Source organism: Fulvivirga ligni (assembly GCF_021389935.1).
Taxonomy (GTDB): Bacteria; Bacteroidota; Bacteroidia; order Cytophagales; family Cyclobacteriaceae; genus Fulvivirga; species Fulvivirga ligni.
The window spans coordinates 4,658,941-4,672,642 of record NZ_CP089979.1 but is presented as its reverse complement, the minus strand read 5'-3'; the positions used below and the strand labels follow the sequence as shown (position 1 = coordinate 4,672,642).

6 protein-coding genes are annotated in these 13,702 nt (G+C 38.8%); 5 read left to right on the top strand and 1 reads right to left on the bottom strand.

All coding sequences use genetic code 11. From position 1 onward, the window contains the following. Positions 1-13 precede the first annotated feature (13 nt). The 3 genes from LVD16_RS19430 (at position 14) to LVD16_RS19420 (ending at position 3,347) form a co-directional block, all read left to right on the top strand. Positions 14-1,060, top strand: coding sequence for a PorP/SprF family type IX secretion system membrane protein (locus tag LVD16_RS19430; RefSeq protein WP_233769951.1), 1,047 nt, complete (start codon positions 14-16; stop codon positions 1,058-1,060). A 108-nt stretch (positions 1,061-1,168) separates the two neighbouring features. After that, positions 1,169-2,581: a CCA tRNA nucleotidyltransferase gene (locus LVD16_RS19425; RefSeq protein WP_233774608.1), complete on the top strand. Its 1,413-nt coding sequence runs from the start codon at positions 1,169-1,171 to the stop codon at positions 2,579-2,581. Between the two features lie 40 nt (positions 2,582-2,621). Then, positions 2,622-3,347 (top strand): tetratricopeptide repeat protein, encoded by a 726-nt coding sequence (locus LVD16_RS19420; RefSeq protein WP_233769950.1) that lies wholly within the window; start codon positions 2,622-2,624, stop codon positions 3,345-3,347. A 56-nt stretch (positions 3,348-3,403) separates the two neighbouring features. Here the strand turns inward: LVD16_RS19420 and LVD16_RS19415 are convergent, their stop codons facing one another. Then, positions 3,404-5,356, bottom strand: a complete 1,953-nt coding sequence (locus LVD16_RS19415; RefSeq protein WP_233769949.1) for a cellulase family glycosylhydrolase — start codon at positions 5,354-5,356, stop codon at positions 3,404-3,406. A gap of 444 nt (positions 5,357-5,800) precedes the next feature. Between LVD16_RS19415 and LVD16_RS19410 the strand changes: the two genes are divergently transcribed. Both LVD16_RS19410 and LVD16_RS19405 read left to right on the top strand, forming a co-directional pair. Then, positions 5,801-7,492 carry a porin family protein gene (locus tag LVD16_RS19410; protein WP_233769948.1) on the top strand — a complete coding sequence of 564 codons (1,692 nt, stop codon included), beginning with the start codon at positions 5,801-5,803 and terminating at the stop codon, positions 7,490-7,492. Continuing rightward, positions 7,489-13,701, top strand: a complete 6,213-nt coding sequence (locus LVD16_RS19405; RefSeq protein ID WP_233769947.1) for a fibronectin type III domain-containing protein — start codon at positions 7,489-7,491, stop codon at positions 13,699-13,701. The genes LVD16_RS19410 and LVD16_RS19405 overlap by 4 nt, the downstream gene beginning before the upstream one ends. Position 13,702: the final 1 nt, after the last annotated feature.

The following is a 13,702-nucleotide window of genomic DNA, read 5'->3' as shown; positions in this document are numbered from 1 at the left end:
TAACATAACATTTATGTATCGATATTTATTAGTGGTTTTTCTGTTAGTGTGTTTGGTGCGGACGGAGTCCAAGGCGCAGGATCCGCAGTTTTCACAGTATTATGCTGCACCGCTGTACTTAAATCCGGGCTTTACCGGAATCACCCCTGAGCATCGATTTGCCGTGAATCATCGTGTGCAATGGCCTAATCTTCCTCAGGCATTTGCCACCTATTCATTTTCATATGAGATGTTTGTAAATGAGTTGAGAAGTGGGATAGGCATTTTGGCTACAACTGATAAAATGGGATCTGCGGGTTGGCGAACCAGTTACGTTGGGCTGTTATACTCTTATAAGGTTCGTTTGAATAAAAATTGGGTATTCTCACCAGGACTTTATTTCTCTTATGGGAATAATGGTATAGATAGATCCAAGCTATTACTTAGAGATGGTCTGGAGTATGATGGTCAATCTATAGACCCTGATGTAAACCGTTTGGGTAATCAAAACTTCTTTGATTTTGCATCAGGAATGGTGCTTTACAATAAGAGCCTTTGGGTTGGAGCCTCTGCTTACCATATGAATAAGCCTAATATATCTATTCTGGGTAGGGAAAGCCGCTTGCCAATGAAGGTGAATATTCATGGGGGTATGAAATTGCCTTTGTATGCCGGACCTAGGGACTTATCCAGAGTATCTTACCTTACGCCTTCTTTTGTTTATAAAATTCAAGGATCTCAATTTCAGCAGCTGGATTTAGGACTTCAATATCACATTGATCCTATAGCTGTAGGAGTTTGGTATAGAGGTATTCCTATCAAAGATGATGTTGATAACGAGGGAGAAACGGTAAGCGTAGTGCAAAACGATGCTTTAGTATTCGTGATGAGCTTACTGTTTAAAGGATTCCAAATTGGTTATAGCTATGATTTTACTGTATCCAAATTATCAACCACCACTGGAGGTTCGCATGAGATTTCTATTGTGTATGAATTTGCTAACGCAAAAAATAAGAGGAAAAAGCCTATGAAATTGATTCCATGTCCTTCTTTCAATAGTAAAGCAGGCTTCTGGAATTAAACTACCGCTCTGATATCCTGATTTCAGAATGTGCCTTTTCTAATAAACTGTTAACTTTGCAGCTTATCAAAGAAAAGGCCACCATAAATGACTATGGTGATGACATATATGGATTATACAGACCATCTTAATAAGAATCAAATTTTTAAAGTAGTTCGTGACTCGGCCGATGAATTAGGGGTTGATGCTTACGTTATTGGAGGTTATGTGAGGGATATCATCCTAAAGCGTCCTTCGAAGGATATTGATTTTGTTTGTGTAGGTAGTGGTATAGCGCTGGCACAGAAAGTGGCTGAAAAGTTAGAAAACTCCAACCTTACTGTTTTTAAGAATTTCGGCACTGCCCAGGTGAAGTCAGGTAATTGGGAGTATGAGTTTGTAGGGGCCAGGAGAGAATCTTACCGCAGAGAGAGCAGAAAGCCTATTGTGGAAGATGGTACGTTGGAAGATGACCAGAACAGGCGTGATTTTACTATAAATGCATTGGCCATTGGACTTTCTTCAGACCTTTATGGCCAAATGCTTGATCCTTTCGGAGGACAGAAGGATCTAAAAAGGAAGATGATCAGAACACCTCTTGATCCTGATATCACTTTTTCTGATGATCCGCTTAGAATGATGAGAGCTATACGATTTGCTACTCAATTGTCGTTTGACATTTCTCCTGAGACCTTCGATGGAATCGTTAAAAATGCAGAACGAATTAAGATTGTTTCTATGGAAAGAGTGAGTGATGAACTCAATAAGATTATTCTGTCAAAAACTCCTTCATACGGATTTAAACTATTGTTTCATGCTGGTTTATTAAAGTATATTTTTCCACAAATGCTGGACCTGCACGGAGTGGATACTATTGATGGCAAATCTCATAAAGACAATTTTTATCATACGCTTCAAGTTTTAGATAACACTGCCGAACGCTCCAATTATTTATGGTTAAGATGGGCCGCCATATTGCACGATATCGCAAAACCAGCTACAAAAAGGTTCGATAAAAAGGTAGGCTGGACCTTTCATGGGCATGAAGATAAAGGCGCTAGGATGGTGCCGAAGATTTTCCGTCAGCTGAAACTTCCTTTAAATGAAAAGATGCTTTACGTTCAGAAGTTGGTGAGACTGCATTTGAGGCCTATTGCATTGGTTAAAGATCATATCACTGACACAGCCGTAAGAAGATTGTTATTTGAGGCTGGCGATGACGTGGAGGACTTAATGGCACTATGCAAGGCTGATGTTACATCAAAGAATGATGTGAAAGTGAAGAAGTACCTGGCTAACTTTAAGAAGGTGGAGAAAAAGATGACTCAGGTAGAGGAGAAAGATCGTATACGTAACTTTCAGCCACCGATTACAGGTGATGATATCATGAATACCTTTCAGATTACACCTGGTAGAGTTATCGGGGAATTGAAAGAAGAAATAAAGGAGGCTATTCTTGAAGGGCAAATCTCAAATAATAAAGAGGAAGCATGGGCGTTAATGCTGGAGATTGCCTCAAGAAAAGGATTGTCTACCAAATAATCATTACATTTGCGGGTCTTAACTAATAAACTTTAACCAAATGAACGGTCTTTCAAGAATTATTATCATAGCTATTGCTTGTTTTTGTACACTTTCGGTAAAAGCTCAAGATGCTGAAACAGCGCCCCAGAAGGGAGCAACAGCCGGACAGGTACTTTCCGGTCACTATGCCAGAGTTTATGGAATGGCTATGAGGTATAACGATTATGGAATGGCTAAAAATGCTCTGTATAATCTATATGTTGAAAACCCGCAGAACGATTCTATACTATTCTCATTGTCAGCACTTTATTTGCAGTCAGGTCAATATGCTTCTTCTGCGATCAGTGCTCAGGATATTCTACAAATGAAGCCTAAGCATACTGGTGCCATGGAGATATTAGCTGTGAGCTATGAGAATCTTGGTGTGAAGGATAAAGCGTTAGATTCTTACGAAACCCTATTTTTAGAATCTGACGATTTTGAAACACTTTATAAAATAGCCTTTTTACAATACGACCTAAAAAGGTATAATGAAAGTAATGCCAATGCTGATATTCTGCTTAGTAAGCCTCAGTCAGATACTTTAACTGTAATCTATGAAACCGCAGATAAGAAGCAGAAGGAATATCCTATTAAGGTGGCTATTATGAACCTTAAGGGACTGAATGCTCAAGGACAAGGCAAGAATGCCGAAGCTAAAAAGCAGTATGAAGCGGCACTTAAGGTAGCTCCAGACTTTATTCTGGCTAAACAGAACTTAGAAGCTATAGAGCAGAAGAAATAGACTAAATCAGGAAAAATTATAAAGGCCATCTCCATAATAGGAGATGGCCTTTTGCATTATTGAAGGATAAGTTTGGTTGTTTTTTTAACTTCTCCTGATTTTAAAACAAGGTGATAGATACCCTTGCTCAATGATCCTGGAAGTTCGATCTTAGTCATTTCAGAAGCTATCTCCTTCTCAAAGACTATTTTTCCTGCCATATCGGAAATGATCAACTGCTTTTCTGATCCATTCTGATTAAGAGATCTTAAGTCCAGAGTAAAGGTATTATTAATCACAGGGTTAGGGTAAACCAGTGATTTAGTCCCTGTTATCTCTTCATTTGCGGTGCTGGCTATTCTTGCTGAACTGCCAGTAGTTCCCCAGGTAAAGACTTCCCAGCCACCAACAGAACCTCTGTTGCAATACATAGCTGATTGGCCATTTTCAGAAGAGACATACTGTCCATTAAATCCGCGCAGAGCTATCGAACCATTACCCATGTCAATCCACTCAAAGGCCTCCCAGCCCCCAATGGAACCACGATTACACATCATAGCAGACTGACCATTTTCAGATGATACAAACTGACCATTAGGTCCTTGTAGACCTACCTTGCCATCACTGGTGCCTACTACTGTAAACTGTTCCCAGCCACCTGCAGAACCACGGTTACACATCATACCAGATTGGCCATTCTCCGATGATACATACTGTCCATTGCTGCCTCTAAGCCAAATAGTTTGACCAATTGGAGCTCCATTGTTATTGTTGGATCCTCCAGTATATTTCACGGCATCATAAAAGCCCTGATGAAATGTGAATCCCGGTACACCGTTACCAATATTGTTTTGGCAGAAGCTGATCATATTGTTATAGGCATTAGATGGAGGCATACCGCCATACTTAATGTAATCTCGAACCTGATTATAATTGCTGTTAGGGTTTATTGTCCATATACATCGATCATGATACATTTTCTTGAACGACCATGGGAAATAGCCTACATTGTTATTGATACACCAATCAGTCATTTGCCTGATCGCAGAATTGCTGTTTTCACCGTATTCACCTAAGATTAGAGGCACATTTAATCTATTGGTTAAGGCTAATCTCCCGTTTAGCGCAGATGCATCATTAGCGTAATGATGGGTTTGGTACACGAGGTTGTTGTCCCATTTGCTGTACACACCAGTTTGGCTTTGAGTGTATCCATCTTGCCAGTCTAGTTTAGACATATCCGAACCCCACCAGCTTCCTTCTGCTACAATGATGTGGTTGTTGTCTACCTGTCGAATAGCATTTCGCATGGTTATTAACGATGGCATGAGCTCATATTCTCTACCAGGTTGGGGGACAGGCTCATTTAGCAGATCATATCCCCAAACCACAGGCTCATTTTTATAATGATTGGCAATATGTCTCCACACCTGAGAGGCTATGTTGATGTTATTGCCATCCCAAAAATGCACAGACCCACGAGGTTGACTAGAGTTCGAATCATTATTATCGCTATGGTCACCAGGGTTTTGATAGCCCGGAGCGGCATGCATATCCAGAAGTACATACATCCCTTGAGAACGACAGAAATTCACAACTCGATCAATGTATTGAAAACCACGGTCAGAAACACTGTTGCTATTCCAGTCCCAAAAGAGGTTGAAGTGAAATGGAACTCTAACAGAGTTAAAGCCCAGGTTTTTCAGATCGATGATTGACTGCTCATTAACGTAATTCAAGCGCCATTGATGTTCAAATTCTATGGCCTGGTTTAAATTACCGCCAAAGGCAGATTTCACACCATTAAAAAACTGAGTATGGGTTCTATATTCAAAATCGCCCATCATAAGATAGCCTTCCCATAAAAGCCAGTTACCAAGGTTGATACCTTTCATAAACACGGCGTTACCGTTACCGTCTACAATCTGATTACCTTGCGTGTGTAAGTACTGCGCTTGCACAGCCATATTTGAGCAGGTAATGATTAAAAAGAACACAACGATTCTTTTAATGAAATAAAAATACTTCATGTTAAATTGGTTTAGTTGAACAAATTTTAGAAACGTTACCGGCAACGTTTGCAACGTTAAGAAATGATATTTTTAATTAGGAATATTTTTATACGCTTTAATTACTTCTCATTTTTATAAGTAGTGGGTGAATTACGTCACTGAATCTTAAATAACTGTGAATCAATTAGATGAATATCCTTTGTGCTCTCTTGAATGGAAATTAATGTAATTGTACTATCTGGAGTTGATCCAATGATTAGGTCGTATTGTTAGCTGTTACAAGATGATTTTATAGTACTATTTTTATTAAAACTTAATTTTTGAAATGATGTAAGGCTGGTTACATAACTCTATTGCGCTGTATTATATATTATTATAACTTACGATCCTTTATCAATCTGAACCGTGAAAAAGGTAGTATTTTTTAGACTATTTGCATTTTCCATGTTATGCTATTTGCCAATGAGCGCTCAGAACCTTGAGTCCATTGGGGAGGAAAATCCTTTGGTGGTTACTGGAGGAGTATCCGTTAACCAAATAGGATATGCAGTTAATGGAATAGAATCTCGTCGTGATCCTTATTCTTTATATGCTTCAGGCAATCTGAATTTTAACCTATATGGTTGGTCGGTTCCTTTCACTTTCACCTATTCCAATCAGCAAACATCATTTCAGCAACCTTTCAATCAATATGGTTTACACCCAACTTATAAATGGGTGACTGGCCATTTGGGGTATGCGAGTATGAACTTTTCGTCCTACACATTGGCGGGCCATTTATTTCTTGGAGCAGGAGTAGAAGCTAATCCTGGGAAATTTCAGGTAAGTGCCATGTATGGCAGATTATTAGATGCCGTAGAACCCGATTCAGTAAATGCTTCAACACCATTGCCATCTTTTAGACGAATGGGGTACGGTTTAAAGGCTGGCTACGCTGATGGAAACGATCAAATTCATTTCATCTTATTTCGAGCTAAGGACGATATCAATTCCATAGCCTATGTGCCTGAAGATGAGGATATCTTGCCAGAAGAAAACCTGGTAATGAGCCTAATAGGCAGTAAGCAGCTTTTCGAAAAGGTGATATTGAAGGCTGAGTATGCTATTAGTGGCATCACTCGAGACACCAGATCAGAAGAGGCTTCTTTAGAGAATTACAAAATATTTGATTATGCCGGGAATCTATTCACACCTCGGCAATCTTCGGCTTACTACAATGCGTTTAAGTCAGGCGTTTCGTATCAAGGCAATGGTTTCGTAGTTGGCTTAGGATATGAAAGAATCGATCCAGGTTATAGAACGCTAGGCGCATACTATTTCAATAACGATCTTGAGAATATCACTGTGAATGGTAACACTTCTATTTTTGGAGGTAAAGTGAATATAGGTGCTAATGTGGGTGTTCAAAAGGATAATCTTGACGATGCTAAGGTGAGCACGATGAAACGTGTAGTGGGCGCAGTAAATGTTGGCTATGCAGCTACTGAGAAGCTAAATCTGGCCTTAACCTATTCAAACTTTCAAACATATACCAATATCCGATCTCAGTTTGTAGATATTAATCAACTTACACCTTATGACAATCTTGACACATTAGACTATACCCAGATTTCTCAAAATGCATCCTTAAATGCGAATTATATACTTCAGAATGAGCGAACAAAAAGACAGAACCTCAATTTGAATCTTACCTTTCAGGATGCTTCAGATGAGCAGGGTGGGGTAAAACAGAATAGTGGGAACCAGTTTTATATGGCCAATGCTGCTTATAGTCTGAGTTTAATACCTAGAAACCTGACTATCACCGCCTCCTTTAATTATAATAAAAATGAATCTGTAGAGATAGAAACTACCACCCTGGGGCCTACCATCGGAGTAAGAAAATCTTTGTTGGATAAGAAGATGAGAGTAGGGCTTGCAGGCTCATGGAATGAATCATATACCAATGGGAGTAAAGTGAGTCGTGTAGCTAATCTAAGAGGTACAGGAAACTATTCAGTAAAGAAAAAACACAATCTTAATTTGACCCTGGCTGTAGTAAATAGGGCGTCTAATAATGAAGGGACATCGGCAGATTTCACAGAGTTTACAGCTACCCTGGGTTACAGCTATAATTTTAGTACAAGAAAGGATAAAAAAGATAGGAAGCCTTGATTAAGAAAATCGTCATATTAACACTATTGGTTGTTGCCGCTAATCTGGGCTTTTCCCAGACTTATCCTGTGCAGGTAACAACCACTATTATACCGCCATATTCGGTGTATCTTTCAGACTATGTGGCCGTGGGGTCTGACAGATTAGCATTAAATGTGCTTCTCGGAGACGTTAATAGACCACAGTTGCAAGTTCGGTTTAAGCTTAGAATTCAGGGGCAGGGGATAATAATTGAAACCAAACCAGGATACATACCTCCTCCGGTTATCTTGGAGGGTGGCATTCCAGAAAGGTTTACGGCTTCAGATCTAGTAGATTATTTTAAACCGGAAAATTTGAACTTTCAGGGGATTTCTCAGAGAGCGTTTGAACGAACAGGAGCCTTGCCAGAAGGGCTATATCAATTTTGTTTCGAGGTAATAGAATATAATAGAGGCGTTAAAATCTCAAATTCTGGGTGTGCCACAGCATGGTTAATCTTGAATAACCCACCCATAATTAATTTACCAAAGAATGGTGAAAAGCTGAGGATACAGGATCCTCAGTATGTTACCTTTCAGTGGACTCCCAGACACACAGGCTCACCTAATTCGGCTTTTGCCACAGAGTACGAACTTTCTATAGTGGAAATTTGGCCTGAAACTAGAAATCCAAATGATGCTATTCTCACTTCTCCGCCCATTTTTGAAGCAACCACACCAAGTACCACTTTGATCTATGGGCCAGCTGAAACTCCATTGGTACCCGGCAGGCATTATGCTTTCAGAGTCAGGGCTAAAAGTATGGTGGGTATTGATGAGCTCGATCTGTTTAAGAATAATGGTTATAGTGAAGTTTTCACTTTTGTTTATGGTGAAGAATGTAAAGAACTCGAAGATGTAAGTGCAGAAGTACTTGCAGGAGGCCGGGCTTCAATAAGTTGGGAACCTTTAGATAATCACACTGCATTTTCCATTAGATATAGGCCTGCTTCTTCAGATGGAGCCTGGGAGGAGCAAAGTACATACCTCAGTGATCTGGAACTCAATTCACTTCAACCAGGAACTACCTATAATTATCAGGTGGCAGCCACATGTTCAAATGTAAATGGGCCATTTACTCCAATAGCTCAATTTACAACTCCGCAAAGAAATTTGGATGAATTTGCTTGTGGCACCATTGAGCCAACTTACGACCTCTCAAATACTGAGTTGATAGAAGAGCTAAAACCTGGCGATTATATATATGCAGGAGATTTTGATATTCAAATAGATAATGTAGTTGGTGAATCGGGAGAATTTACAGGAGGGGGAAAAGCGGAAATCCCATTCTTACACTTTGTGAAAGTAAGAGCAGTTTTCACTGATATTAAAGTAAATACTGATCGTAGGGTGATAGATGGAAATGTTTACACCTACTGGGATCCGGAAAGTAGCATGTTTTATGATGCAAGTACTCCACCTGATGCTATATCAGAAGGAGATGATGGTCTTGCTAATGGTGGTAGCGGTGAGGAACCAGATGCTATAGCAGATTCTACTACTGTTGATGGTGAGATTTCTCAGATTTATGAAGATCCTGACGGTAACATTATAGTTGTTACCACTACAGGAGATACCACATCAATACCGCCTAATAAAAATGTAGTTGTTACTGATTCTAATGGTAATTCTACAATTGTGGGACCGGATGGTACCACTAGTTATAATAATGATACTGGAAATGGTAATTCTACAGGGGGCGGAATAATTGCTGGAGCTGATTTTAAACTTGGGCCAATCAGCTTTAAACTTAATGAAGATCTAAATTCAGATTCAACCACCACAGATGGATTTTGTATTTATAATAATATAGATGCCTCATTTATACTCACTCTTGAGGGAACAGGTATAACTAAGGAGGTAACTATCAATAATGCCTCTCTCAGTTTTAAGAAAAAATGTGACGGAGATGAATATAAGGATGTTCAAATTACTTATAATGCCACTAACCTTTCCCTTGGTAAAATTGGGTTTATAGATGCTACCCTTACTTCAGTTAGTCTGCAAATAGATTCTAACGGTAATTTATCTGGAGATGTGGACATGACAGCTTCTTTAGCAAGTGATCAGACAATTGATAATTATATTAAAATCAAGCAAGGAGTAAGTGGAAGCTTTAGTTTCTCATTCAGTAATCAGAATAGTTATGCGGGAAGTTTTGACTTTCAGGGAATTAGCAACATTAGTCTGGATCTACTTAAAGGAGGACAAACCATTGCTTCACTAAATAATGGTTCATTTAATGGGGAAGGTAATTTTAACGGAACTATAGAATTATCAGACGATAATTCATTTCAATATTCAATTGCTGAATCTACCGTAATTATCAATAGTTTAAAAGCAGATGTGCAATATTCCATTATTGATGGTTTAAAGGTCAGCTCAGGTGAGGGACTATTCACTCTAAGTAATATCGCCGGGCTTCAAGGTGAATTGAAGTTAAATCTTGCCATTACCCCTGAAGGTTATACTACCACTGTCAATACTTCGACTTTGTCAGGTTATGGGATGACTTTTACAGATCTCGATATTAATGCTGAGATAGATAATAGCTTTACTGTTAAAGCGGTTTCAGGCAAGTTTAAAGCCAAGCATAGTGATTTTAACACCACCTTGGAAGTTAAAGAGTTTAACATACAGGATGGTAAATTGACATCCTTTAATGCTCAAGGACAGATTATATATAATAGCTTAACAATTAATGTTCTTAATTCCACCTATAATGCTGACCAGCAAATAATTTCTCTATCTGCTGAGGCTTTGGTAGATAACAATGGAATTAAAGTAGGTGCATCCATTGATAGTTTCACTATTGATAATGCTGGAAACATTACTCTGGGAGATTATCAAATCGAAGGTTCTGGAGATCTCACTTTTGGAGCGGTAAGAGTAAGTTTAGAAGGCAGCGCCACCAGTACGGTTGCAGAGGGAGATTGGAATTCATATGAAGCCACAGGTACTGTATATGTAAAATTAAAGGGGCAAAAAGCTCAAAAGGAAGCAGAGCTAGGAGCTGCTAGCCTTAAGTTTAAACAGAACGCTTCTAATGGAGAATTTAAGGATGTAGATATAGCATGGACCAGTGAGCAAGGGATTGACCTTGGAAAGATCGGTGTAGTAGGAGGAAGGCTTAAGCAGGCCCATATTCAAGTGGATGAGGAAGGTAAAATACAAGGTGATATGTCCATGTCTGCTTATTTAAATGATGACGTTATTATCCGAGATAATTTCGTCATTAGAAAGGGCTTAAATGGTGATTTTAGCTTTAGATATGCTGGTGCTGACGATTTTGATGGTATATTTTCTCTAGAAGGTGTAAAAGGGGTAAATGTTGATTTTGTAAAGTCGGAAGAGATTTTGGCCTCTTTAAAGGATGGAGAACTTAATAAAGAGGGAGTTTTATCTGGAAAACTAGTTGCAGCGGAAGGACAGAGCTTTACAAGTAAAGGCTTTCAGCTTAGTGTAAATAAGTTGGAGATGGATATTACCTACAGCTCATTCACAGGGATTAAAGTGACCTCTGGAGAAGGTTCATTTAAGGTAGATCAGATACAAGGACTTAATGGGGATATTACTATTGGTTTAGAGATAAACGAAGATGTTTATTCATCATCTATTACATCTAATAATATTGGTGGCTACGGTTTTACCTTTTCAGAATTGAATATTGAAGCATCTTTCAATAATTCTCTTGACTTGGAGAAAGTGTCTGGTAGTTTGAAGGTAAAGCATGATGATTTTGATGCGGCTATTTCTATAAAGAACTTTCTTCTGGAAGATGGAACAATTAAAGAGTTTCAGGGTGATGGACAGATTTCTTATCAACAATTGGCCGTAAATATTTCAGAAATAAACTATTCATCCGAACAGTCAAAGCTGATTATAGATGCAAATGTAGAAGTGGATCAAGGCGGAATGCTGATTGCAGCATCTGTTAATGATTTTACCATTGATCTGGCCGGGAATATCAATTTTGGAAGCTTCAATGCAAATGTCTCCGGTAGATATACTTTTGGGCCTGTTGTAGTGGCTCTCACCAGTGAAATGAATGATTTAGATGGCTCTGGTGCTTATAGACATTACGAAGCTGAAGCAGCTTTACTAATGAAGTTTGAGCAAGGGAATGTGAAGAAGGAAAAGAATATTGGAGGTGCACTCATTTCATTTGAGAAACATAGGAGTCATGAAAGATATAGAAATGTTAAGATTTCAATAGACGGAAAAAACTACAGTGTAGGAGAAGTTTATGGTATCAATGCCGCTATAAAGTCTTTTGATCTTGAAATTGATTCAGATGAAAGTTACCTCACCGGAGCGGAAGGTGAAGCGGCTACGATTTCAGGTTCTAGCAGAGTTGTTTTAACAGCCAGCTTGACAGAAGATAAGCAATTAACATCATTGATTAGACTGAAAAAGGGAGTAGAGGGACAGATCGTTTTTAATTTTTCAGGCGGTAATGATTTTTCTGGTGATTTTGATCTCTCTTCTATCAAAAAACTTAATGTAGTGATAGAGAAGGGTGACACAGAAATAGCTGCACTTAAAAATATTCAAGTGAACTCATCTAAGCAGATCACGGGGAAAATGACAGCTTCGAATGGAATGAAGTATAACTCAGGAGCTTTTGAAGTTACAGTGGAAAAACTGGAGTTAGATGTAACCGCAAATTTGGTTCAGGGCTGGAGTAGTTTTGCCATTACAAATGCTGATGGTAAATTCTCAATAGGCAACATTAAAGGAGTAGACGGTACCTTCAAACTTGGAATGACCTATGGAGTAGATAATAACTTCCACACTGAGCTACTTTCAGAGGAAAGTGAAATTTCTGCTTTTGGAATGGAACTGGCTAATCTAAATCTTGAAGCTGACTTTAATGAAATGCTCGATCTGACTAAAATCTCAGGTTCATTATCAGCGACTCACTCTGCATTTGATGCAAGTATTGATATCCAAAAGTTCGAAGTAGAGGACGGAGAGCTTACCAAATGGAATGGCAGTGGACAGGTAAACTACAAGTCATTTTTATTTGAAATTATTGAATCATCTTATTTGAATGATAAGTTATCGATAAGTAGCAAGGTTGAAATTGCTAATGCTGGGAAATTGGCTGTTGATAGATTTCAGATTGATAAGGATGGAAATATATCTATAGGCAAAATTTCAGGTGAGTTTAACAGCCCCATGGTGATCATGAAGTTTAATGCCACCTTTGGAGAAAGCTCCTTTGCGGGTACATTCAATGGTGATGTAAGGCTTATAAGCTTTGATGGAGCCATCGATATTGGTAAGAGAGACAATTATGGGTATGCCTATCTTAGTGCAGCCGTAGGAACCAAGGCTGGAATTCCATTAGGCCCTACCGGATTAAAACTTAATAAGATAGGAGGCCGGGTAGGGTATAATTATTTCGTAACCTACAGCGCAGGTCAATTTTCTGGCTCTCCGAGATATTCAAACTATTTGTTAGGTATGACACTGGGTATTTCTGATGCAGCTAATCTGTTTTCTGCTGAGGGAACCACACTAGTTCAGTTCGGAGGAAGTGAGCTGCAATTAAGTTTGATGGGAAATATCAAGGCCCCTAGAACTAACCCGATAATCAATTCAGATTTTAATGTTAACTATCATTTGCCTGACAATACGGTTGATGGATCCCTAAGGGTAGATGTTCAGGTGCCACCGTCAAATGGCTATGTATTTAAAACGGATAATCCTGCCACTTTCAATTTTGATTATGCTAATAATGATTGGAATGTTGAAGGCCATGTGAGTGGTAAAATTTTCAATACGGTGACTTTTACTGGTAATACATCTTTATCTAAGGAAGGGACTTCCATATCAGGGTATTTGGACGGTATGGCTTCCTATACCTATACTAAAAAGTTTGAGGTACACCCCTTCACTTTAGTAACATTAGGAGGTGATTTAAATATGAATTTCTCGTCTTCAGTGCATACATCTTTGAGTCCACAAGGCATTCAGGGAGTCATGGATGTAAGGCTATTAGGCAATGCAACCTTATATATGGTAGTAAGTGGTGTTCGTGGTGATATCAGTGCTACTATTAATAGTATGGCAGAATTGTCCTACATAAGTAATCAGGGAAGACTGAGAGGTGATGTTGATCTCACTGTTAGCGCAATGGGTGAAAGTTTTACGCATTCAGTTTCAGTAGATAAGACTTTTTAGC